Here is a 21,079-nt window from a genome sequence, read left to right as displayed (position 1 = left end):
CGCTATTCCGTTCCTCTTCCGTCTGGCGCCGTATAGTCTTCGCGTTTAAAGACGAGCCATCCGTCAACCTTGCCGTCGTAATAGTATTTGACCGCATCAAACGGTAGCCGGTGCTTCTTCATAAATGCGCTGATATTCGCATAGTGGCGGCCCTTATCGAAGCTGACCGGATTAGCATCGGACGGTTTCACAACGTCGGGCTTGCCGAGTGCGATCCGTTTGTTCGCCGCGTCAAAGCCGACGTAAAGCTTAATGGCCGCGTCCTTACACGAAAGGAGCTCGACTAAGCCCGCCGACATACGGACGCGGCCGAATTTATCCGACGTGAGGAACGCAGCGCCTCCGTGTGCGCCAGCGTTCGCCCATACGTCGATTACGATTTTATTAGACATGCGGAGTTCCTCCCGAAATTGTACGATTCTATACCGTTATTATATGCGCAGATGGACGCAAAATCAACGTAAAGGAGCGATTAAATGGCGTTTAAGTACATCGAATTGTTCGCGGGTATAGGCGGCTTCCGCTCTGCGCTTGATCCGTTAGGTGGCGAGTGCGTATTCGCGAGCGAGATTGATCCGTTCGCGACGCGAGCGAGATTGATCCGTTCGCGACGCGAGCGTATAAGGCGCTGTATGACGGCGCGCCGGAATTGCACGGAGATATTATGAAAATTGACGCGCACGATATTCCGGATCACGACGTATTAGTCGGCGGCTTCCCGTGTTTTCCGGCAGGACAGAAGATCGTCACGGTAGACGGATTTAAAAATATCGAGGATATACGCAAAGGTGGCGTGGTACTTACTCACACTGGCGCTTATCGTGAAGTCGTTACGCCAATGAGTAAGCTGTACGAAGGCGATTTATACGAAATCACCGCTAAATATTACCGAATACCGGTAAAAGTAACGTCTGAGCATCCGTTCTGGACAAAGCGAGGGTGGGTCAACGCGAAAGACTTAACTACAGACGATTACGTTGGATTTCCGTTGAATAAAGCGAGCAAGATACCGAATCAGTTTACGTACACTAAGGCTATTAATCAGACAACGTTAACTGACGTCGAATCTGCGTTACCATTTACTAACGCGGACTTCTGGAGGTTCGTCGGTTATTGGTTAGCCGAAGGTTGGACGCAGGATAGTCGCAATCGTCCGCAAGGAGTTCGCAATGCCTACAGAATCGTAATGGCGGCAAACGAGAGAAAGTTGACGTTCATCGCGCCTATCCTTGATGGGCTTAGCGTAAATTACTCCGTTGCGGAGGAGCGTACGTGTAAGAAGATTCACATAGTCAGCGCGGAGTTGTGGATGTTTATCAAGAACTTTACTAGCGGGAAAACCGCGTCAGATAAACATCTCCCGGAGTTTATCCATAACTTGCCGATCGAGTTAGCGTCGGCCTTACTCGAAGGGTACTTTAACGGTGACGGCTGCGTAACTGGAAACTACCGTCAATTCGGGTCAACATCACTCTCATTACTGGAATCATTACAGCGCCTCCTATTAAAAGTAGAAAAACGCTTGTACTCGCTAACCCTCGGAAATAAGGCGGGAACAGCGATCATTGAAGGACGCGTAGTTAGTACGAAGAATTGCTACTACCTTCGAACAGCTCAGTCGCAAGGCGGTTGCGTAGAATTTACAGACGACTACGTATTCTTCAAGATTGATGTGATAACTAAGGAGTCTGTAAAATACGTTCCGGTCTATAACTTCGAGGTCGCCGTAGATAATTCGTACTGCCTGCCGCTAATTGCCGTCCATAACTGCCAGGCGTTCAGTGTCGCCGGTCAGCGCAAAGGCTTCGAGGACGCGCGCGGTACGTTATTCTTCGAGATTGCGCGTATTGCAAGCGCTAAGAGACCGTGTTTGATGCTGCTTGAAAACGTTAAGGGGCTGCTCTCGCACGATAGCGGTCAGACATTCGAAACGATGTGCGCAATTCTTAGCGATATCGGCTACGCGATCGATTTCCGCGTAGTTAACTCGAAATACTTCGGCGTACCGCAGAATCGAGAACGTATATTTATCGTTGCGAGTCGTGACGCCTACGAACGTGAATGGATCATCGAAGGAAACGGTGTGGTCGCGAAGACTAAACGGAGGGTGCAGACGCTCGGTATTCGTACATTTAACTTCGATTGGCCGACGAATGCTGCGGTGACAACGAGACTGCGCGATATTCTCGAAAGTAACGTAGAAGAGCGTTATTATCTGTCGGAGGAAAAGACGGCGAAGTTGATAGCGCAGCTCGGCGAACGCGCGGACTCCGACGAATGCGAGATGATCGGTCATGTCGACGGGATCAACGGTCACGACATTTGTAGGCGCGTGTATTCGCCGACAGGCGTAGCGCCGACAGGGTCTAGCGGTAATACAACTCCTAAGATAGCAGTCGAGAACGTAGGAAACGTTAATCCGTCCGGTATCGGAATGAATTGTAGTGTATACGCGGATAGCGGATTAAGCCCTACGCTAACAACGAATAAAGGAGAAGGTCCGAAAGTTCTTACGCCATTCACCGTTGTGCAGAAAACACACGGCGCGTCTATTACAGTTAAATTCGACGAAACAAGAACGCTACAGGCGGCGCGTCTCGATAAAGTTCCACAAGTTGTGACGGAAGAGGTTCGTGCCGTACTCACGCCGGATCGTCCCGAGAAACGCCAGAACGGACGCCGCTTTAAAGAGGACGGAGAGGAAGCGTTCACTTTAACTGCGCAGGATAAGCACGGAATCGCCATCGGTAAATACCCACGTTACCGCATCCGCAAGCTTACGCCGCTCGAATGCTGGCGTCTACAAGGTTTCACCGACGAGCAGCACACGCTAGCGCGGGACGCAGGCATTTCGGACTCGCAACGCTATAAACAAGCCGGAAACGCCGTAACGACTAACGTAATCAACGCAATAGGGAGACGGCTCGTGCCGCTCCTGGGAGAGCCGAAGCGTTTGATTCCGTTGTTGGGCGTAAGTGAGTCGCAATCAAATAAAACGGAGGTGTCGGCGTTATCTGCCGACCGAAGGGAGCACGCCTAATGTCAACGGGATCAATCGATATTGAAGCGAAATCACGCAAATACGCGCAGACCTACGCGTTAAATACGTCGGACGGCGTTAAGGCGCTGCTACGCGACCGCCATAAGATCGCGGAAAGACAATTTAAGGGCGACTACTCGGCGGTTGACATTACGATCGATCTCCATAGCGCTATCGAATCCGCCGGGTTGACCGATCGCCAAGCGGAGTCTATCGCGTGGGTATATGGGCGCGACCTGACGCAGACGGAAGCAGCGCGGATTATGGGGATCGCGCAGAAGAACGTTAACGAGTATCTTGGCGTTGCGTGCGAACGGATTGCGGCGGTATTTCAGCGGTGGGATTACGGAGAGGTCACGGTTGAAGTAGACGCAACAGAGACGGATGAGGGGGAAATAACGAATGAATAAGACAGAATTTGCGGTCGCAGTTGACGCGTTAATCGCACGAGCCATCACCGACCGTACCGAGAGAATCGCGGCAATTAAGGAACTTACGGAGTCATGCTATGGGCCACACGACCCCGCGCAATTGGAACGTTTGACCGATTATATTCTACGCGAGGAACTGACGGACCCCGACAATCACAAAACGCTGCACAACGAGTACCCGATTATGAGCGAAATCCAACTTAGCCGCCGCCGTTTCGGAAGACGCGGAGAAGAATCGTCGAATATGTCCGGCGAGACATCGCTCTCTAAGGCGGATAACGTCGCTACCGACGGTCTTGATTATCGATATCCTAACCGCCGTAAACGTACCATTGGCGAGTTAATATACGTGGATGAATTAGCGATAAAACGCAATCGATCGCGAAACGCGCAGTATCGAAAGGATACGTCTCCGAGCGTTATTATAGCGTACAATCTGCGCGATACAGGCGGCGAATTAGCTGCGGAATTTACAGCGAGCGCAGGGTTAGCGCAAAGGTGGCGCGACTCACTCAGCGCTGTCTAAGAGTGTAAATAGTTCCTCTATCTTAACGCTGAGCGCGCGTGATATTGCGAAGAGATGGGCGGATTCATGGCGTGTGTTCTTATCGAAACGAGATATAGAGCCTTGCGGAACTCCGGACATGGCGGATAGTTGCGTCTGAGTGATTCCGCGCTCCTCCAGTATTTCGCCTAATCGTGGGATAACGTTCATTCGCGTTTGCACCTCCTTGATCATTATACGATAACGAATATTTCTTCGTCAAACGCATTGACATACGTTATGCGATATCGTATAATGAATATATAAGGGAGGAGGTGATACGATGGACAAGTGGATAATGCTCATAACGGCATTAACGAATCTAACGGTGGCGGCGATTAACTTATACCTAATCGTTAGAAAAGAAAAAGATGCTAACCGCGGCAACGGCGAGCATCCGGAGAACTAAATCAAGCGTAAAAGTGTTGGGGCGCAAGCCCCTCGCTAATACGATTATAATATACGTAAAAATATATCGCAATATGAACGAAGGAGGTCGTATGCTATGCTAAACGTAATCACGGTCACAATTACAATCGCAGCACTAGCGGTTACTATCGTGTCAATCGTAGTATCGCGTAGAGGCGGGCGTTAATAGGGGTGCGCGAATAAATGAGCTTCGACATTGAAATCGCTACAACGATACAAAAGTACTTGTACGAGGTTAAGGGCGAACAACTTGGCATTGAGGAAATATTGACTCGTCCGCGATGGAAGCGTGTTTGGATTTGGTGGCAGGCACTAGAGCATTTCGAGGGCAAGCCCAAGCCCGCTTTGACCGTCGAAGAAGTTAAGGTGATATACGGAGACTAGTAATTCGTTGATGAATAGGAGGTCTACAAGTGGACAATGTGATTTCCTGCGAAGTGTGCGGTTCTGTTTATAGTTTCGGCGAAGACGCTGGATGTGATGATTGTTGTTACGATGATGTACCAGATCATAGTTCGGAACAATTTAGCGATGAATCAAAATGAATAGGGTGAGAACATGACATTTTGGAAAGGTAAAGCGCCTTACGAGTGGTATCACTATCACGATTTTAGCGTTAACTACAAACGGATTAGCGTTTTGATGCACAAGAGATATTTAGATACAAAATGAATAGAGGTGTCCGTGGTGCAAATAGTAGAGATCGATCCGAAAAAACGTGAATGTTTATGTGATTTTTGTTCCAGAACTGAGTATATAAAAATTTATGAATTGCAAGGTAAAGTCAAAACTATGCAATTCTGCGCGGAATGTTTTAAAGAGTTTAAGGTATCAAAATGAATAGGAGCGTGCATTGGAATGAAATGTGAAATGTGTGAAAAAGAAAATAAAACGGTTGGCACTCGTACGTTTGATAGAGACAACATCATCTGGCAAGAAGATTTGTGTGACGGCTGTTTTCATGAAGTGAAACACGATCACGAAGTATCTGAGTGAATATTAAGCTACATCACCAATCGCGCGCCATTATGCTAAACTCGTATTCTTTACGCGAAAACCACGTGTCATGTATCCTTACGTAATTATCGCAGTATCCGCGTATAATGCCCGCATACTCAAGGTTTCCACCCGTGCTCACTATGACGGTTGTTTGCGTTAGAGAAGCCGCGAATAGATCGGTGTTAGTCGTTAACGTTTTGTTCATTCTTTTTACCTCCGGAAGTTATCATATTTGACCGGTGCTTCCGGATTTATCCTTATTTTACCATATAATGTGCGCCTTCGGGCGTCTTTTTTACGCTCTAACCCTGTATTACGTTATGGACGCCATTCTCTGGCGTCTTTTTTGCGTTCCAAAAATCACGTAGAGGAGATCGATATTATATGACGCTAGAACGCGGCATCAATCCGGAAACAGGCGAGGTCGGCACGTTCGTCCCAAACGGGAAGGGTTACGTTATCCGTTCACGCGAGCAAATCGAAGCAAGTCAGCGTTATTTCGAAGCACAACGCGCGGTATTTAGTGGACGCGCATATGATTTCACGTTCTCGGTAATGGACGCCTTACACGAGGTAACAAGCGTTTTAACGAAGGCGCAATGCGGTTATCTACTCTTGCTACAGTGCTACGTTAGCTACGGTACGGGACGCCTAATTAACGCGGATAGGTCGCCCATGACAACGGACGACATGCGTAAGGCACTCCGTATGGACGACCGCCGGAAGAAGTCGTCTTTCTACGATTTCCTCTGTAAATGCGTAAGTGGCGGAATCCTTATCGCGAATTCAGACGGCAGCCACTCGGTAAATGACCGCTATCATTTCCGCGGATCAACGCCGACCGGCCTTTCCGTAATTAAGTCTTATACGGCGAAGATTAAGCGTATTTATGGCGGGGTGAAGCCGGAAGACTTGGGCTTGATATATCGGATGCTTCCGCTAGTACATTACGCGTCTAATACGTTATGCACGAATCCTGGCGAGAAGATTCCGGAAAAGGTGGCGGCCCTTAATCGCGCTGAACTGGCGGCTGTGATCGGAATTAGCGTCGGTGAGATTTCGCGTAGACTGCCGAAGATGACGGTTGACGGCGAGTACGTTATTGCGAAAGTGGCGATTGGCGGCGTCGAGTCATACATGTTCAATCCGTGGATTTTTTACCGTAAGATGAGCGTTCCTGACGAGACCTTGCGCACTATATTCCGCGTCAAAGCGAGTTAGTGTGTGCGCTGATTCGGACACATTGGCGTTTTGTGTGCGCTGGTTCGGACACCTAAAAACGCTGACTCGCCTAGTGCCACGTGGGATCTCGGCGTTTTAGGTGCAAAATTATATCTTAGTCTTCCAAAGATAGCGCGCAGAATTTATTACGCGAGTAACCGTATATTATCGTGAGTTTACGGACTATATACATTGAGGAAGCAGAAAGCGCGGATAAATAAATAGTCGCTAGGAACGTAGTGACGAAGCGGACGGGGCGCTTTAGTGTTTTGCCCCGTCATTCTTTTTTTATAACGGAGGTGAACGTTAATAATGTCGAAAACGTTAAGCACGGAACAATATATCGCGATATCGTGGCTCGCCCAACCGAAAAAAGGCGGCAAGACTTACGAAGAAATCGCGGAAATATGCGCCATCCATCCGAATACACTCGCTAACTGGCGTAAGGAGCCGACATTTGAGCGCGAATTAAAAACGCAGATGGTACGCAATAGTCAGGATAAGTTACCGGAGTTAATCGAATCACTCGCGGATATTGCTATACGCGACGGAAACGCGGCGATGGCGAAGTTAGCGTTACAGATCAACGGGTTACTCACGGATAAGATCGAAGTTGAAACGAGGGCGGCGGACGTTACCGATACGGAAGCGTTAAGAGCGAAGTTAGAAGCGTTTAAACAACGCAATGTGGCGGAGTAACAACGTTATACTTTTCCGCGGCATATAGTAGTAGGGACGTGTTGAGTGCGTTTGTGAGTACGTGTGGTTAACGTTAGATTACGGGGTAGACGCTCCTGACGCGCACCCTCTCCGGAATTTTCAGCGTTCCTTCCGTACTGTACCGCGATAAAGTGTATAACGTAATTATTACGAATGTATACGCGCTGCATACTCGGTCGCGGACGAATGAAAACCGTACTTATTACGATTAACAAGAACCGCGTAATGGTGCGCTTTCTCAGCGTTTGCATAAACGATGTATAAACGAAGGTTAATCACGTTAACTATCCGCGGAAGAGGAATCGCATAACGATGCGGCTTGTCGGCGTTGTAACTAACGCGGACATATGTACAAAACTACGTTATTTTATACATATGTACCCGTATAGAGCGTGCATAAACGAAATGTGACATCGTGCATAAAACGTCGTTGAGTAACGCTTTACCGCGGTGAAGTGCGATACCCCCAAGGGGGACGTTTTCCGACCCGGTTTCAGGTGAGCGGAATACTCACGTATTAAAAATAACGTTTGACTTTACGGAAGGGAGGCGGCAACCTATCGCATGGGTAAACAACCGCTGGATTAATCGGACTGAGCGCGAAGCTTTAATCTACGATCTCGCAGCGATAATAAGCGAATTTGCCGCCTTGCCTGACGCGGAATATAAACGGTTACCTGACGAGATAAAAGCGGAATTAGACGCTAAAATTGCGGAACATACACGCTTATCTCGTATTAACCGCGCCGAATCTGATCTCTTATACTTCGCGTACGAATATTTCGGCGAGCTATATAACGCCGACAATAGCGGTAACTGGATACCGGTCGATATTGCGGAAGCGCCCGGCTTTCACGCGGAAATATGCGATATTATGAACGTTGTCTCGACGCGCGAAGTCAACGCGAAGATTGCTGTCGCTGCACCACGCTCTCATGCGAAGTCATCGTTCTTGTCGAAGGCATTTCCGATACACGAACTCGTTTTCCGCAAACGGAAATACATCATCATCATATCGGAGACTCCGCAAGTATCGACGGGCAACATGGAGTGGCTATCGCTACAGCTTAAGTCTAACGATAAGCTTCGTGCCGACTTCGGACCGCTACTTTCCGTTAAACAACAAGAAAACCCGAAGGATAACTCATCCGAATTTATCGCGTGGGAACCGCGCCAAGACGGAAGCCAGCGTTTATTATGTCGCGTAGAAGCTGCCTCGACCGGTCAGGCGCTCCGCGGACGTAACTGGAACGGGACGCGGCCTGATCTCATTATCTGTGATGATCTCGAAGGTAAAAAGAATACGAATACGGACTTATTGCGGTCAGAGATGCGCGACTGGTTTACGCAGGTCGTGGTACCGCTCGGCGATCCGGCCGGCAAGAAGACCGCGTTTGTATACATGGGAACGATGGTCCACCACAACAGTCTTTTGCGCTACGTAATGGAGAAGCGGTCGGACTTTAAGACGAAGCTGTTTCGCGCGATTATCGATTGGCCGGAGCGGATGGACTTGTGGGAAGCGTGCCGACTCGTTTATGTCGATCGTGATAATCCGAATAGGGCCGCTGATGCCGAAGCGCTTTACGAAATGAATCGCGCCGAAATGGAACGGGGCGCGACCGTGCTGTGGTCGGATGTACAGCCGCTATGGAAGTTATTCCGCTGGAAATGGGATAACGGAAGTAAAGCGTTTAATACGGAGTATATGAACAATCCGGTTGACGAAGAGAACATGGTTTTTAATCCGGAGAAGTTTACGTACTATGACGGACTGCGTGACGAATTCCCCACGTCCGAATTCGATGTTTTTATGGGCGTAGACTTCGCGATGGGGAAAACGCGTGGTGACTATAGCGCTATTGTTACGGTGGCAAAAAGCCGTATCAGTGGCGCTATTTTCGTTATCGATGCGTGGGGCGAACGTGTTCATCCGGACGTATTCCTACGCGTGATCGTCGATAAGGTCATCCGGTACCAACCGTCAGGGATCGCGGCCGAGGCGCAGGCGGCGCAAGAATTCTTCGTTCACAAGTTGAAGGAAGCGCTGCGAGTTGCGGGCTATCCTGCGCACAGTCGCGTTAAAGAAATCTACCAACGGGCGCGTAAAGAGCTACGGATTGAAGCGATGGCTCCCGACATTGAGAGCGGGACTATCCGCTTTAGCCGGAAGCATGTGCTATTGCTGGAGCAGTTCGAATTGTACGGAACAAATTCGCATGACGACGTAATTGACGCGTTAGAAATGGCGGTAAGCGCGTCGAAAAGCGGGCGCAAGAAAATCACCGAGAAACCATCTTGGTTATAGACAGGGGCGAGCGTAGTGGTAAGAAAACTCGACAGCAATTTAAATCCGTACGATGAAGTCGTACTATCGGGTGGAAACGCGAAAGAGCCGTTCAACGGATCGACTACCACAACTAAGACATTCACAAAGGCAATGAACGGACTCGTTATTTCGAATGACGGCGCGTCCGATTTAACCTTTACTATCGGTGCGGATACCTATACGGTTAGGGCCGGTGAGGTATTCGACGATAGGTTCGATCCATTTACGCAGGTTACAGTGACAACAAGCGTTGCCTTTCGCGCGTACGGGAGGGGCTAGCGTATGGGCGGTTGGAAAAAACCCATCGGTAGCGGCGCGCCGAGCAACACGTTACCGATGCCTAAGATTTTTCAAACACAGGCGGAGCTATCGAAAGGCGGGGCAATCGGAACGAACGGAAAAGGAGCCGTTGCATTTTTATTCGACGATAGCACCGATAAATTCAATACGAACATGTTAGCCGAATTGAAGTCGCGAAACTTTCCGTCTGGAATGAGCATGATTACAAACATCGCTAACGCAAATAACAACGGCGTAACATGGACGATATTGCAGCAGTTAAACCAAAGATACGGCGTTGAGCTGTGGGCTCACGGTTACAATCATATTACTCCTAGTACGTCCGCGGATTTACAACAAGAGATCGTAACGAGTAAACAAACAATCGAAGCAAACGGTATCAAATGCCAAGGATGGACGCAGGTAGGAGCGACACCGACGGGGCTATACAATAACATCGACAAAAACAATGATCCCGCAAATTGGAATAGCGAAGCCGGAAGGCTAATCGCGGAAAACTACGCCCACGCTGTCGCCTATATGAACGGCGCGATACGAAAACTTCCCGTTAAGGGTTTCGGATTCGAAAGGCAGACGGTTACTCCTTTTGCTACCGGCACAAGCGCTCAGCAGCTCGCAAAAATGAAGGCCCTGGTCGATTTAGCCGTTAAGTATCGTTATGGTATATGCTTTCTCATTCACCCGCAAATGGTCGACTATGCTAACGCGAGTTCGCCGAATTGGATTAATCTAAGCGATTTGCAATCGTTGTATGACTACGTTAAAACTTCCGTAGATGCCAGCGCTTTAGAAGTACTAACGCCATCGGGATTAAATTACGCCGACCCAACGACGAGCCAGCGCCTTGATCTTCTTTATAACAACGACCCTAAGTTCACCGGGTTAACGACGGGCGCTCCCGGTTTCTGGAGTAAATTCATAGGGGCGTCAACTTGGACGGGAAAAAGCTTTCCGCAAACAGGCGGATACAGCGGTGGCGCGTATTTCTCGATCGACAACCAACTGTCGTCTTCTGACGGGATGCTTGCGGGCCAAATTGATAACATCGGCTCGTTAGGCTACGCAGGGGAAACTTTTCGCTTTGAAGGTTATGTACGGTCTAACGGAGCAGGGACGCAGAAAATAAGAATCCTACTCCAAACGGACGGGGCGCTAAATATTCTCGACGTACAGGGCGGTAACTATATCGATATCTCAGCGCCTACCGGTACTTGGGCTAAAGTAACGCTGCCCTTCACGATCCCACCCGGAAAGACCTTCCTCAAGGTCGGAATAGGACGTAGCGGATCGGCAGCGGGCGCGGGATATGGCGTAGATTGGTCGGATCTATCAATCGTAAAAATCTAACGAAGGGAGGCGGTGTATAACGTGGCATTATTCGTAACGGGCGCGCAGTACCCGCCTTATAACGATATTGAACGTTTAGCGAAGTACGAACGTGGCCGAGCGTTTTTTGACGGCAAGCAAGCGGAAATGTTCGATCGCGCCTCAGAACTGCTAAAGGGAACGCCATTTTCCGCGCAGATTCAGAAATTATTTATCGCGGTCAACATAATGGACGCGCTCATCACGAAACCGGCCGATTTAATGGTCGGCGAACCCCCTACGTACGAAAGCGGTAATCCGGACGATACAGAAGAACAGCGTGCGCTTAACCGCATCGTCGAAGAGAACGATATTACGCAGTTGATTCACGAAATCGTCATCGGTAGCGGAATTCGCGGTGACGCGTGGATCAAGACGTATTACGGCGATCGGCAGGACGTAGGCGAAACGGTCGCGCTCGGTTTAGTCGCGCCTAAAACCGCGCCGGAGCCGATAGTCGAAGCGGTCGACGCGTCAACGGTATTTCCGGAACTGACGCGCGGTTCCCGTAAACGGTTTAAGGCGATCAACATCGCGTGGGTTGAATGGGTTACGACGACAAGCATACCGGGCATCGCACCGTTCAGTCTCCGTAAAGACGATCGCGTCGAAGAGATTCCGTTCCTTTGCGTTGAGCGCCATGTACCGGGCTTTATCGTATACGAACGCTATCGTTTGTACGAGGCTGGCGTTGATTCGCGATTTGGCGTACCGGTCTCGACGTACTCGATCGGTGATAAAGTCGCCACTGGGCGCGATGATGACGTTGTTGAAACGGGTACGGCGCGATTGCTCATTCACCACGTGCCATATAAAACGGTGGACTCCGAATGGGCCGGCATCGGCGGCATCGAAAAGCTAGAGTCCGTATTGCTCGCGATTAGCGACCGTCTTGTACAGATCGATTATATTCTCTGGAAACATAGCGATCCGACTGCGTACGGTCCGGAATTAGATCGCGAAGCAGACGGAAGTATACGCACCGGCGGGAAGTATATACCGGTCAGCAAGGAGGACGCGACTCCCGGTTACATGGAATGGAACGGTCAACTAGAGGCTGCGTTTAAAGAACTCGACATCCTGCTTGGCCTCGTTTATCAAATATCGGAAACGCCGCAGTGGCTATTCGGTACAACACTCGCGGAAGATAAAGGCGGCAGCGGTACGTCGCATACGGATGGGGCTGCCATCAAAGCACGCTTTATGCCGATCCTCTCGAAAGTAAAACGTATACGAGTCCACGTTGATCGAGCGATTAGAGACGCGCTTTGGACTGCGATGGAACTCGAAAACTACGCGAACGAGGGCGTCGATGGGTTTACGCCGTACGAGCCGGTTTATCCGAAGATTAACTGGAAAGACGGTATACCTCGCGATGAGAAGGCCGAAGCCGAAGTCTACCAGATTCGAACCGGCAATAAGCCGACGATTGACGTTAAGTCCGCAATTAAACGGATGGACGGCGTTGACGATGATAAGGCTGCGGAAATCGAGTCGCGGATATCGGACGACGAGAAGGCGGCCGGATTCGTTGACGGAACGGTATTCAATAGCGGAGGCGGTGCGTAGTGCCAAACGTACCCGATCCTAATTATGATTACGCGATAGAGCGCCTAGTTGACGCATATAAAGCGGCTGTCGGCGACATTCTCGTCGAGCTGCGGGGATTGGACGTTACGGACAGTTCGCGCGCGAACTCGGCGGCGGCCTTGGCGGAAGTCGCACGCATATTGACGCAGTTAAACGATGAATCCGCGAGATGGTGCGAGGAGTTTATCCCGCAGGCCGCCCGCGATGGCGTTATCCGCGCGATCGTTTCGTTAGGCGGCGGTATTACGGTTGCCGAGGCGGAAACAATCGCGAAGTTTAACCGGATGAACGCGAATATGGCCGCGGCGGCGGTGGCGGATACACAGGCGGATCTTCTCGCGGTTACACAGAACGTCGATCGAAAAGTACGCGCCGCAGTCCGTAATGTAGTCGGTCAATCCATGCGCGCTAATATGGCGGCGGGGATAAACGGGCGGCGTACGATAGCACGCGACGTACTCGACGGGATGAGACGCACGCTAGGCGATGTGGTAAGTAGTGGAATTATAGACGCAAGAGGCAGACGATGGAGACCCGAAGTATATGCGGATATGATTACACGGACAAAATTGATGCTAACGCACATGGAAGCGACAGCTAACGAAGCTATCGCCCGTGGTGCGCTATTTGGCGTTATATCACGCCATAATGCAACGGATGCTTGCGCGAAGTACGAAGGGAAGATCGTGAAATTGACACCGGAAGCTGACGGCGATTATCCGTACGTTGGTGATTTGCGAGCGTCAGGCGCGATCTTTCATCCGAATTGCAAGCACGTAGTCAGTCCGATAAGAGATCCGAGAAAATACGAAGGGGGAACGATTTAATGGGAGTGGCAAGAAAACCGTTTAGTGGGAGCGCAGGCAAAACAGTACGGCTAGGGTCGCAATACGAGTCGTTGTTTATTGTTAATAACGGAGGTTCAGCGCTTACTTTTACCACGGGGGACGCGTTTACATTTACGTTAGACCCTGGCGAAACCTTCGACGAGGTTATTGACCCATTCGACACGCTTACGATTACGGCGACAAGTTCTTATAAGGGTTTTGTTAGGGAAGAGGTGTATCAATAATGAGTAATATGGGCGTCGGAAACGTTAAGGTGCAGGGAAGTAATATACGCGAAAATCCTTACGGATCCTTACATGGTCAAGAAGTTGTATCGATACAAGAAAGCTTTCAGGCTAGATTAGCACGAGAAGCTAGACCCCGCTGTACCGTATTGGAAGGGTATGATTTCTCCGCGAATCTAAACCAACAATACTATTTCCTCACGCACCCATCTCCTATTGATGAGATTGCGTATGTTCAGGCGACAGTATCGGCGAATGTAGATTGTGAGTTAATCATCTTAGTCGATCACGGACTCAAATCGGTAAACAAATTCTATAAAGTTGCATTTTGCAAAGCTGGAACACCGTTGGAAATACAACTTGACGGGTCGATATTTATGTACGAGGGCGGGACCGTAAAGTTAGGAATTAATTCAGCTACGGCAGGTAAGGCTTGGGGTTCGGTTGTATCCTATGACCTTGCTTTGCCGAATTAATGGAGGTGACTAGACTTGCATAAAGGTGGATTATATTTAGCTTTGGGCGATTCGATCACAGTCTCACAAGTAACCCCCGGCGATGGACTATATGCGCATAAAATATTCCGGCAAATAGGCGTAGACTACGGAGATATTCGCCATGTTAACAAAGGACTCGGCGGTGCTTCAACCTCCGACTTGGTCAGCAATATTAGATGGCTTACGGGCGGAATGCGCCCTGATTTGGTCACCATTGGCGTTGGTATGAATGATTGTAATTCGACCGCTGCCAATAAGACTACAGTTGCCAACTATACGACTAACGTAGGCATTATCATCGACGCAATCAGATACAGAAATCCAAAATGTCACATTATCTGCTGCACGCCTAGCGGTACGTCTGATGGTAACCGTACACCGACGATTCAACAGTACCGCGATGCTATGGTATCAGTAGCGCAGACGAAAGGTGTTGACTACGTTCGCTTTGAGTCTGTATTGCCCGACGCGCAAGCAGCCACGTATACTGGCGACGGCGTTCACCCCAACACGGCGGGGCACTTGCAACTGTACAACTTGCTATATCCCGTTGTGCAAACAGGGCAATGGCTGAATCGATTAACCAAAGCGGACTACTAATTTCCGCTGTCCAAACGTTCACGACGTTAAACTGTAACGGTTCTATTAATCGATAGACGACGGTCTTTAAACGGAGGTAACGCAATGAAACGATTTATTGACGCAATTAACGATAGATTAACGCCAATGTACAATGCCGACGGAGGCGGAGGCGGTAATGATGATGGTAACGGCGAGGGTGACGACGCCGGCAAGCGCATGGTCACGATGACGCAGGCCGACCTTGACGCGCTAATCGCCCGCGAGAAAGCACGCGCCAAGAAGCCATTCGCGGATTACGACGATATCAAGGCGGAGCGTGAACGCTTGAAACAAGCGGAAGCAGAACGCTCCAAGGCGGAATTGTCCGAAAAAGAACGCCTGGAAGCGGAGAAAAAAGAAGCGGTAGACAAGGCGCAGGCCGCCGAAGAAGCGCGAGAAAAGGCGCTGACTACCGCTAATCAACGCCTCATTAAGTCGGAATTCCGCGCGCTTGCTCGCGAATCCGGTATCCGTCCCGATGCGCTAGACGACGCATTCAAACTCGCTGACACTTCCGCGGTAAGTGTTGATGACGACGGTAATGTGGTCGGCGTTAAAGACGTGATCGAGGCGCTTGTAAAGGATAAACCGTATCTGGCGGAAGTGAAGAAAGAGCCAACACCGAAAAAAATCGGTGAGGGTACGAATCATGCCGATGACAAAACGCAGAAGACGGCGGAGCAACTTTTAGCGGACGCCGCCGATAAAGCGCGCAAGTCCGGAAGGATCGAAGACCAAGTCACATACGCGGCTCTCAAACGCGAGCTAAGTCAATAGCGCAATACCCGCTTATGGCGGCCTCAAAACGGGGTCGTCTTTTTATTTCCGACAAAATTACGTAAATATCAGGAGGAATTTAACCCATGGCTAAAGCCCCAATTTATGACGCATCTCTTATCGGCAAGAAACAGTCCGTTGTTGACGAAATCCTGTTGCTCAATCCGCATCAAACTCCGCTTCTCAACCTTATTGGCTTTGCGGAGCCAGTTACGCAAACAACGCACCAATGGTTTGAAGACGAAATCTACGCGGATGAGTCGAAGGTTAACGGTTCCGTCCTTGTCGGCGGAACAGCCATCGTTGTTGTCGACGTTGAGCCTTTCCGCGTTGGTCACGTTGTTAAAGTAGCTGACGAATTGATCTACGTATCCGCCATTAATACGGGAACTAAGACGCTGACTGTTACGCGCGGGTACGCTAGTACGACGGCGGCGGCAATCGCTGACCAAGCGAAAATTGAAGTTCAATTCGTAGAAGGTGCGGAGGGTGCGGATGCTCGTACGGCACGGTACAAAGCGCGCACGTCGAAGTCCAACTACACGCAAATCTTCGATGATTCCGTACAAATCTCCGGGTCTGCCGAGGCGATCACGCAGTACGGTATCAGTGATCTTTACGAATACGAGAAACAAAAGAAACAAATCGAACTCGCGCTTTCTTTGGAAAAAGCCGTTATCAACGGGGTTGCTTACCAAAACGGCCAAGTTCGCCAAATGAGCGGTATCCGTTCTTTCATCCAAACGAACGTGGCCGATGCGCAAGGGGCGGCGATTGATGGGACAAAACTTAATGACAGCTTGCAGTCCATTTACGAAAAAGGCGGATTTGCTTCCGGAGGTAACTTTAAGATCATGGTTCCGGCGAAGCAAAAGCGCGCCATTTCCGCACTCGACGCGAACAAAATCCTGATCTCGCAATCCGAGAACAGCCGCGGTCAAGTTGTTGACCATTTCGTAAGCGACTTCGGTCAATTCGAAATCATCTTGAACAACAACCTTGACGCTAAGGAGGCGTTGATTGTTGACGTTAACCGCGTCGCTATCCGTCCGCTCGCTAGTCGCGATTTCTTCCACATGTATATGGGGCAACAAGGCGATTACAAGACTGGTATGCTTGTCGGTGAGTACACGCTGGAGCTTAACCAAGAAAAAGCGCACGCTCGCATTAAAGGATTAGCGTAATTTAACGTAATTAAACGGAGTCCGTAGCGTCAATGTTGCGGACTCCTTACTTTTCGGAGGTAAACGATGGCAAAATACACGTCACGTTACGCAGAGCTTTCGTTCTACGTTGGCGGCGAGTTACGGAAATTTCACGCGGGCGAATATCGTACAGATAACGCGGACGAGATCGCGGTTCTTGACGCACTCTCAGACGCGGAACAGGTAGCGGAAGAAGTATCGGAGGAACCGAAGGCAGCGCCAAAAGCGCCAGCACGCGCTAAACCCTCCGCAAAATAGAGGAGGTTGCGCTAAATGGCGGTAAATATCACGGGAGCGGACGCGTATATCGCGGGCTATTGTATCGACGTTGAGGACTGGTCGGACAGCGACGGAGCGAGAAAACAACGATTGTTAAACGTCGCATCACGTACGCTAACGACAAAGTACCCAACGTATACGATTCCGGATAACGCGGTTTATGAGACGGCAAATACGTTCGCGATTGCTTTTAACGATACGAATAAGCTCGGTCAGCAAGGAGTCACATCCGTTAGCATAAGTGGTACGGCGGCCTTCACGTTTAAAGACGCGGGGGTCACGTTTGCAGGCGCTGACTTGGCGAAGTTTATTCCGCAGACGGCGCTCGATTTAATCAGCGCGGCTAATGGCGGCATTAAACTTTCGCGCCGTAACGTCGGATGGACGGTGATTTAATGGCGCTTATTCCGTTAAAACAGTCGGTCATTATTACGAAAGCGGGTTCTTCTGATGGGTGGGGCGGCGTAGTTGATGGCGGGCCGGTAACGCTTAAGGCGCGCGTAGTTGAGGAAACGAAAGTAATTACGGCATCGAACGGACAGGAGGCGGTAACAAGCCTGCGCGTAACACTCGATAAATTAGCGAATGTCTCATACGACGACACGATAACGTACACGAACGAAAACGGTGTAACGGTCACGAGAAAACCGCTAGGTATCGAGGTGAAACGCGGAATCGGCGGTAAACCGCTTTTAACGGAGGTGTTCGTATAATGGCGCGTTCATTCGAAATCGACATTTCCGCGTTCCTTCACGCGCTCGATGACGCAGGCGACGCGATTGCAAACGGAGCCAAACGCGGCATGCACGATGCCCTCGACGAATGGAAGCGCGACGCGACCGATCTCGCTCCGTTAGACAAAGGGACGTTGCGGCGCGGAATCACAACGGGGGTTAGCGGAGACGGTCTCGACATTACCGGCGAAATTAGCGCGGTCGCGGTTGAAACCGATAAGCGAGGACGACGGTTTAACTACGCGTACTATTTACACGAAGTTTACCCGCGGAAACACGGTCGCAGCTTTAAGCATCCGTCAACATCCGGTACGATTCCGGAATTTATCGATACGCCCGCGATATATAAAAGCGACAAATGGCTGCGCGATATCGAGAACGAAATCAAAGACGAACTAAAGCGGAAGGGGTGGTGACGTGTCGCTGATAAACGATATCCAATCCGTTGAGCTGTTCGTTAAATCCGTTCATCCGACGGCAATAATCGAGAAGCAGACCGCGCCACTTAAGCCGACCGCAAATACGTTCGTCATTCGATTTCTTAGCGATAGTACCGAAAGCGAAACGCGGTTCCATACGCGGACTGATCGCGAATATCAGTTCTTGTGCTATGGGCAATCCGCGCAGGAAGTGCTCGCGAAAATGGATATGTTAAGGAAGGCGCTTTACCAAACGTTATTGATACCGATCAAGGACTCGCTGCGATACATTCGCGTCGAGTCTTTTTCGTTATCACAGCCGCTTAAGACGGATAACGAGTTATTTGCGATGGTTGGCGTTCTATCAACGCAAATACGCGAGGCAAGAACGCAAGAGCAATACGACAAGATGACGCAGATTCATTTGCGGATTCTATGAGGAGGTTAACGAATGGCAGGCGGATCTTGGGACCCTACGGCTTTACCGACTAGACCCGGTCTATATATCAACTTTAAAACCGCAGCCGCCGCGCAGATTAAGGGCGGAACGCTCGGCACGGTCGCTATTCCGTTAAAGGCGTTCAATGGTGGCACCGCAGCGGCGAAGACTTTCTACACGGTCGCTAACGAAACGGAGGCGGCGGCACTTTTCGGCACGGGGAATATTCAATCGATCAAGTTTGCGCTGAGCGGCGGCGCGAAGGAAGTACTCGTTTATACGCTTCCGACATCCGCGACGGCTTCGGACTACACGGACATGCGCACAGCGTATGATACGCGCCCATTCAACGTGTTCGTTTTCGACGGCGAAGTGGCGAGCACGGAACAAGACGCGGCGCTTACGTGGGCGAAGGCTAACAAGGCGGATGGCAAGCACTTCGTTAGCGTGTTCGGTTGCGTAACGACAGCGGACGACGCTACGCCAGCAACAGGTAACGCGCGATCGGTGCGCTTACTTGACGACTACGCGGTTAATCTCGTAAGTGGCGTTACAATTGCGGGCACGTCTTATAGCTCCGGTAGATATGCGCCGTGGCTTGCGGGTCTTATCGCAGGAACGCCGATTAACAAGTCGATTACTTACGCGGTTGCTACTTCGGTCGCTGACGTAACTAAACGCTTGACTAACGCGGAGACAAAGACGGCGCTAGCGGCCGGTTCCCTCGTGCTGACGAACGACGGCGCGAAAGTAAAAGTCGAACAAGGACTGACGACGAATGTCACGAAGATTCGCGCAATCCGCGCAAGACAGGCGGTGTCGAACGACGTTACGAAAACGGCATCCGACGCCTATATCGGCAAGATCGATAATAACGCGGACGGTCAAGCTGCGTTGATTAGCGCGGTCAAACTGTACCTCGAAACGTTGGAGACGGCGAACGTGCTGACGTCACCGGTTGTCGTTCTCGATCCGCAATATAGCTCCGTAGGCGATAGCGTTTATCTGGCGATCTCATACGTCGAAGTCGACAGTATGGAGCGCATCTTCTTGACCATTAACGTATAGAAAGCGGTGAAAATAGATGGCATTGGATTCTACGCGCACAATTAAGGGCGAGTTCGGCACCGTTTGGAAAGACGGCCAATGGCTGACGAATTTCTACCAGGCGGAAGCGACCGCCGACATCTCGTACGAAAAGATTAAACGGTCCGGTACGCGAGCAGTCGGCAACAAAGCGGGCACAATCGAATATTCCGGCTCGATCACCGGCTATAAGATTACGTCGGAACTCGCGCGAAGTGTTGCGCAGATTACGGACGACACAAAGGGCGCGTTTGTTTGCGAGCTGATCCTTAAGCTTGCGGACCCCGAAGCGTATGGGCACGAACGTGTACGCTTGAAGGGCGTACAGTTTACGAAGATTGACATTATGAAATTCGAGCACGGTTCGGTTGTCGAACAGGAGTGGCCGTATGTATTCGACGGTTTCGAGTGGCTCGACGCAATCACCGCTTAATCACGGGGCGACTTCGGTCGTCCTTTTTAATTTCGAAAATAAATCGGAGGTTTTACTATGTCCGCTAAAAATACAGACGATATTCTACGCGCATTACTCGACACCGAATTGAAACCGGAGAAAGACGTCCATATGCGTAGGTTCGGCGTTAGTTTCCGCATCCAGGCACTTGACGGTAAGTTAATCGCGCAAGTACGCGACCAAGCGTCATACCCAGTAAAGGGCGGCGGCACAACGGTCGATAACGTGTTGTTTAAGGTGCTCGTTATCCAGAAGGGCTGCGTTAGTCCGGATTGGACGGATACGGCGCTCGCCAAGTTCGGAGCCACGGCGGCTGACGTTATCCAAGCGCGATTGTTGCCGGGCGAGATCGATAAGCTCGCGGATGAGATTACGGCGCTGTCCGGTTACGGTGACGACGCGGAGCAGATCGAAGAAATAAAAAACTAATACGCGGAGATGGCGAGGCGCAGCTCATCTCCGATATTTTTTTACGGACAGGACGCATGCCGCACGAAGTTTACAACGCGCCGAAGGGATCGCGGAACT

General features: G+C 50.3%; 30 protein-coding genes and 2 pseudogenes. 29 read left to right on the top strand and 3 right to left on the bottom strand.

Annotated elements, in window-relative coordinates; genetic code table 11:
- Window positions 1-2 precede the first annotated feature (2 nt).
- Entirely contained in the window at window positions 3-392 is a 390-nt protein-coding gene (locus tag ABRS97_RS02180) for a hypothetical protein (protein WP_367811250.1), read from the bottom strand.
- Between the two features lie 84 nt (window positions 393-476).
- Here ABRS97_RS02180 and ABRS97_RS02175 point away from each other — a divergent pair, with 84 nt between their 5' ends.
- From ABRS97_RS02175 to ABRS97_RS02155, 5 genes and pseudogenes are all read left to right on the top strand, one after another.
- Window positions 477-668, top strand: a complete 192-nt coding sequence (locus ABRS97_RS02175; protein WP_367811249.1) for a DNA cytosine methyltransferase — start codon at window positions 477-479, stop codon at window positions 666-668.
- Window positions 665-1,501, top strand: a pseudogene (locus ABRS97_RS02170) (LAGLIDADG family homing endonuclease); the annotation flags it as partial. The gene ABRS97_RS02175 and the pseudogene ABRS97_RS02170, both read left to right, overlap by 4 nt.
- Window positions 1,502-1,750: 249 nt before the next feature.
- Window positions 1,751-3,040 (top strand): annotated as a pseudogene (dcm, locus tag ABRS97_RS02165) (DNA (cytosine-5-)-methyltransferase); the annotation flags it as partial.
- Window positions 3,040-3,450 carry a sigma factor-like helix-turn-helix DNA-binding protein gene (locus tag ABRS97_RS02160; RefSeq protein WP_367811248.1) on the top strand — a complete coding sequence of 137 codons (411 nt, stop codon included), beginning with the start codon at window positions 3,040-3,042 and terminating at the stop codon, window positions 3,448-3,450. The pseudogene dcm and the gene ABRS97_RS02160, both read left to right, overlap by 1 nt.
- On the top strand, window positions 3,443-3,997 hold the full coding sequence (locus ABRS97_RS02155; protein ID WP_367811247.1) for a hypothetical protein: 555 nt from the start codon (window positions 3,443-3,445) through the stop codon (window positions 3,995-3,997). The genes ABRS97_RS02160 and ABRS97_RS02155 overlap by 8 nt, the downstream gene beginning before the upstream one ends.
- On the opposite strand, the gene ABRS97_RS02150 is transcribed toward ABRS97_RS02155, so the two are convergent.
- Window positions 3,980-4,186: a helix-turn-helix domain-containing protein gene (locus ABRS97_RS02150; RefSeq protein WP_367811246.1), complete on the bottom strand. Its 207-nt coding sequence runs from the start codon at window positions 4,184-4,186 to the stop codon at window positions 3,980-3,982. The genes ABRS97_RS02155 and ABRS97_RS02150 overlap by 18 nt on opposite strands.
- Before the next feature lie 112 nt (window positions 4,187-4,298).
- Here ABRS97_RS02150 and ABRS97_RS02145 point away from each other — a divergent pair, with 112 nt between their 5' ends.
- From ABRS97_RS02145 to ABRS97_RS02130, 4 genes are all read left to right on the top strand, one after another.
- Window positions 4,299-4,424, top strand: a complete 126-nt coding sequence (locus tag ABRS97_RS02145; protein WP_367811245.1) for a hypothetical protein — start codon at window positions 4,299-4,301, stop codon at window positions 4,422-4,424.
- A 203-nt stretch (window positions 4,425-4,627) separates the two neighbouring features.
- The gene (locus tag ABRS97_RS02140; RefSeq protein WP_367811244.1) at window positions 4,628-4,828 is read left to right on the top strand and encodes a hypothetical protein; all 201 of its coding nucleotides are present in this window, start codon (window positions 4,628-4,630) and stop codon (window positions 4,826-4,828) included.
- Between the two features lie 29 nt (window positions 4,829-4,857).
- On the top strand, window positions 4,858-4,989 hold the full coding sequence (locus tag ABRS97_RS02135) for a hypothetical protein (protein WP_367811243.1): 132 nt from the start codon (window positions 4,858-4,860) through the stop codon (window positions 4,987-4,989).
- A 313-nt stretch (window positions 4,990-5,302) separates the two neighbouring features.
- Entirely contained in the window at window positions 5,303-5,440 is a 138-nt protein-coding gene (locus tag ABRS97_RS02130) for a hypothetical protein (protein WP_367811242.1), read from the top strand.
- Between the two features lie 13 nt (window positions 5,441-5,453).
- On the opposite strand, the gene ABRS97_RS02125 is transcribed toward ABRS97_RS02130, so the two are convergent.
- Window positions 5,454-5,648 carry a hypothetical protein gene (locus ABRS97_RS02125; RefSeq protein WP_367811241.1) on the bottom strand — a complete coding sequence of 65 codons (195 nt, stop codon included), beginning with the start codon at window positions 5,646-5,648 and terminating at the stop codon, window positions 5,454-5,456.
- A gap of 179 nt (window positions 5,649-5,827) precedes the next feature.
- Here ABRS97_RS02125 and ABRS97_RS02120 point away from each other — a divergent pair, with 179 nt between their 5' ends.
- From ABRS97_RS02120 to ABRS97_RS02025, 20 genes are all read left to right on the top strand, one after another.
- Window positions 5,828-6,664 carry a hypothetical protein gene (locus ABRS97_RS02120; protein ID WP_367811240.1) on the top strand — a complete coding sequence of 279 codons (837 nt, stop codon included), beginning with the start codon at window positions 5,828-5,830 and terminating at the stop codon, window positions 6,662-6,664.
- Between the two features lie 312 nt (window positions 6,665-6,976).
- Window positions 6,977-7,363 (top strand): phBC6A51 family helix-turn-helix protein, encoded by a 387-nt coding sequence (locus ABRS97_RS02115; protein ID WP_483312400.1) that lies wholly within the window; start codon window positions 6,977-6,979, stop codon window positions 7,361-7,363.
- 670 nt (window positions 7,364-8,033) lie between these two features.
- Entirely contained in the window at window positions 8,034-9,692 is a 1,659-nt protein-coding gene (gene terL / locus ABRS97_RS02110) for a phage terminase large subunit (RefSeq protein ID WP_367811239.1), read from the top strand.
- A gap of 15 nt (window positions 9,693-9,707) precedes the next feature.
- On the top strand, window positions 9,708-9,992 hold the full coding sequence (locus ABRS97_RS02105; protein ID WP_367811238.1) for a hypothetical protein: 285 nt from the start codon (window positions 9,708-9,710) through the stop codon (window positions 9,990-9,992).
- A 3-nt stretch (window positions 9,993-9,995) separates the two neighbouring features.
- A complete protein-coding gene (locus tag ABRS97_RS02100) occupies window positions 9,996-11,360 on the top strand; it encodes a polysaccharide deacetylase family protein (protein ID WP_367811237.1) in 1,365 nt (454 codons plus the stop codon).
- A 21-nt stretch (window positions 11,361-11,381) separates the two neighbouring features.
- Window positions 11,382-12,947, top strand: a complete 1,566-nt coding sequence (locus ABRS97_RS02095; protein ID WP_367811236.1) for a phage portal protein — start codon at window positions 11,382-11,384, stop codon at window positions 12,945-12,947.
- Window positions 12,947-13,795 carry a phage minor capsid protein gene (locus ABRS97_RS02090; RefSeq protein ID WP_367811235.1) on the top strand — a complete coding sequence of 283 codons (849 nt, stop codon included), beginning with the start codon at window positions 12,947-12,949 and terminating at the stop codon, window positions 13,793-13,795. The genes ABRS97_RS02095 and ABRS97_RS02090 overlap by 1 nt, the downstream gene beginning before the upstream one ends.
- Window positions 13,795-14,040, top strand: coding sequence for a hypothetical protein (locus ABRS97_RS02085; protein ID WP_367811234.1), 246 nt, complete (start codon window positions 13,795-13,797; stop codon window positions 14,038-14,040). Before ABRS97_RS02090 ends, ABRS97_RS02085 begins: the two co-directional genes overlap by 1 nt.
- The gene (locus tag ABRS97_RS02080; protein WP_367811233.1) at window positions 14,040-14,516 is read left to right on the top strand and encodes a hypothetical protein; all 477 of its coding nucleotides are present in this window, start codon (window positions 14,040-14,042) and stop codon (window positions 14,514-14,516) included. Before ABRS97_RS02085 ends, ABRS97_RS02080 begins: the two co-directional genes overlap by 1 nt.
- Window positions 14,517-14,531: 15 nt before the next feature.
- The gene (locus tag ABRS97_RS02075; protein ID WP_367811232.1) at window positions 14,532-15,137 is read left to right on the top strand and encodes an SGNH/GDSL hydrolase family protein; all 606 of its coding nucleotides are present in this window, start codon (window positions 14,532-14,534) and stop codon (window positions 15,135-15,137) included.
- Between the two features lie 84 nt (window positions 15,138-15,221).
- Entirely contained in the window at window positions 15,222-15,935 is a 714-nt protein-coding gene (locus tag ABRS97_RS02070) for a phage scaffolding protein (protein WP_367811231.1), read from the top strand.
- 86 nt (window positions 15,936-16,021) lie between these two features.
- A complete protein-coding gene (locus ABRS97_RS02065; RefSeq protein ID WP_367811230.1) occupies window positions 16,022-17,119 on the top strand; it encodes an SU10 major capsid protein in 1,098 nt (365 codons plus the stop codon).
- A gap of 66 nt (window positions 17,120-17,185) precedes the next feature.
- Entirely contained in the window at window positions 17,186-17,398 is a 213-nt protein-coding gene (locus tag ABRS97_RS02060; protein ID WP_367811229.1) for a hypothetical protein, read from the top strand.
- A 15-nt stretch (window positions 17,399-17,413) separates the two neighbouring features.
- Complete coding sequence (locus ABRS97_RS02055) at window positions 17,414-17,815, top strand: hypothetical protein (RefSeq protein ID WP_367811228.1); 402 nt, start codon at window positions 17,414-17,416, stop codon at window positions 17,813-17,815.
- Window positions 17,815-18,132, top strand: coding sequence for a hypothetical protein (locus tag ABRS97_RS02050; protein WP_367811227.1), 318 nt, complete (start codon window positions 17,815-17,817; stop codon window positions 18,130-18,132). The genes ABRS97_RS02055 and ABRS97_RS02050 overlap by 1 nt, the downstream gene beginning before the upstream one ends.
- Entirely contained in the window at window positions 18,132-18,569 is a 438-nt protein-coding gene (locus tag ABRS97_RS02045; protein WP_367811226.1) for an HK97 gp10 family phage protein, read from the top strand. Before ABRS97_RS02050 ends, ABRS97_RS02045 begins: the two co-directional genes overlap by 1 nt.
- Before the next feature lies 1 nt (window position 18,570).
- Window positions 18,571-19,011: a hypothetical protein gene (locus ABRS97_RS02040; protein WP_367811225.1), complete on the top strand. Its 441-nt coding sequence runs from the start codon at window positions 18,571-18,573 to the stop codon at window positions 19,009-19,011.
- A 12-nt stretch (window positions 19,012-19,023) separates the two neighbouring features.
- Window positions 19,024-20,079, top strand: a complete 1,056-nt coding sequence (locus tag ABRS97_RS02035) for a phage tail sheath subtilisin-like domain-containing protein (protein ID WP_367811224.1) — start codon at window positions 19,024-19,026, stop codon at window positions 20,077-20,079.
- 16 nt (window positions 20,080-20,095) lie between these two features.
- Window positions 20,096-20,530 (top strand): phage tail tube protein, encoded by a 435-nt coding sequence (locus ABRS97_RS02030; protein ID WP_367811223.1) that lies wholly within the window; start codon window positions 20,096-20,098, stop codon window positions 20,528-20,530.
- Window positions 20,531-20,587: 57 nt separating this feature from the next.
- Window positions 20,588-20,980, top strand: coding sequence for a phage tail assembly chaperone (locus ABRS97_RS02025; RefSeq protein ID WP_367811222.1), 393 nt, complete (start codon window positions 20,588-20,590; stop codon window positions 20,978-20,980).
- Window positions 20,981-21,079: the final 99 nt, after the last annotated feature.

This window comes from Paenibacillus tabacirhizosphaerae, assembly GCF_040812395.1.
Classification (GTDB): Bacteria; Bacillota; Bacilli; order Paenibacillales; family NBRC-103111; genus Paenibacillus_E.
This window is presented reverse-complemented; position numbering and strand designations above follow the sequence as displayed.

Excerpts from the sequence above, each read along its gene's own strand:
- ABRS97_RS02180 (WP_367811250.1), bottom strand. The coding sequence starts at position 392 with ATGTCTAATAAAATCGTAATCGACGTATGGGCGAACGCTGGCGCACAC.
- ABRS97_RS02175 (WP_367811249.1), top strand. The coding sequence starts at position 477 with ATGGCGTTTAAGTACATCGAATTGTTCGCGGGTATAGGCGGCTTCCGC.
- ABRS97_RS02160 (WP_367811248.1), top strand. The coding sequence starts at position 3,040 with ATGTCAACGGGATCAATCGATATTGAAGCGAAATCACGCAAATACGCG.
- ABRS97_RS02155 (WP_367811247.1), top strand. The coding sequence starts at position 3,443 with ATGAATAAGACAGAATTTGCGGTCGCAGTTGACGCGTTAATCGCACGA.
- ABRS97_RS02150 (WP_367811246.1), bottom strand. The coding sequence starts at position 4,186 with ATGAACGTTATCCCACGATTAGGCGAAATACTGGAGGAGCGCGGAATC.
- ABRS97_RS02145 (WP_367811245.1), top strand. The coding sequence starts at position 4,299 with ATGGACAAGTGGATAATGCTCATAACGGCATTAACGAATCTAACGGTG.
- ABRS97_RS02140 (WP_367811244.1), top strand. The coding sequence starts at position 4,628 with ATGAGCTTCGACATTGAAATCGCTACAACGATACAAAAGTACTTGTAC.
- ABRS97_RS02130 (WP_367811242.1), top strand. The coding sequence starts at position 5,303 with ATGAAATGTGAAATGTGTGAAAAAGAAAATAAAACGGTTGGCACTCGT.
- ABRS97_RS02125 (WP_367811241.1), bottom strand. The coding sequence starts at position 5,648 with ATGAACAAAACGTTAACGACTAACACCGATCTATTCGCGGCTTCTCTA.
- ABRS97_RS02120 (WP_367811240.1), top strand. The coding sequence starts at position 5,828 with ATGACGCTAGAACGCGGCATCAATCCGGAAACAGGCGAGGTCGGCACG.
- ABRS97_RS02115 (WP_483312400.1), top strand. The coding sequence starts at position 6,977 with ATGTCGAAAACGTTAAGCACGGAACAATATATCGCGATATCGTGGCTC.
- ABRS97_RS02100 (WP_367811237.1), top strand. The coding sequence starts at position 9,996 with ATGGGCGGTTGGAAAAAACCCATCGGTAGCGGCGCGCCGAGCAACACG.
- ABRS97_RS02085 (WP_367811234.1), top strand. The coding sequence starts at position 13,795 with ATGGGAGTGGCAAGAAAACCGTTTAGTGGGAGCGCAGGCAAAACAGTA.
- ABRS97_RS02080 (WP_367811233.1), top strand. The coding sequence starts at position 14,040 with ATGAGTAATATGGGCGTCGGAAACGTTAAGGTGCAGGGAAGTAATATA.
- ABRS97_RS02070 (WP_367811231.1), top strand. The coding sequence starts at position 15,222 with ATGAAACGATTTATTGACGCAATTAACGATAGATTAACGCCAATGTAC.
- ABRS97_RS02065 (WP_367811230.1), top strand. The coding sequence starts at position 16,022 with ATGGCTAAAGCCCCAATTTATGACGCATCTCTTATCGGCAAGAAACAG.
- ABRS97_RS02060 (WP_367811229.1), top strand. The coding sequence starts at position 17,186 with ATGGCAAAATACACGTCACGTTACGCAGAGCTTTCGTTCTACGTTGGC.
- ABRS97_RS02055 (WP_367811228.1), top strand. The coding sequence starts at position 17,414 with ATGGCGGTAAATATCACGGGAGCGGACGCGTATATCGCGGGCTATTGT.
- ABRS97_RS02050 (WP_367811227.1), top strand. The coding sequence starts at position 17,815 with ATGGCGCTTATTCCGTTAAAACAGTCGGTCATTATTACGAAAGCGGGT.
- ABRS97_RS02045 (WP_367811226.1), top strand. The coding sequence starts at position 18,132 with ATGGCGCGTTCATTCGAAATCGACATTTCCGCGTTCCTTCACGCGCTC.
- ABRS97_RS02035 (WP_367811224.1), top strand. The coding sequence starts at position 19,024 with ATGGCAGGCGGATCTTGGGACCCTACGGCTTTACCGACTAGACCCGGT.
- ABRS97_RS02030 (WP_367811223.1), top strand. The coding sequence starts at position 20,096 with ATGGCATTGGATTCTACGCGCACAATTAAGGGCGAGTTCGGCACCGTT.
- ABRS97_RS02025 (WP_367811222.1), top strand. The coding sequence starts at position 20,588 with ATGTCCGCTAAAAATACAGACGATATTCTACGCGCATTACTCGACACC.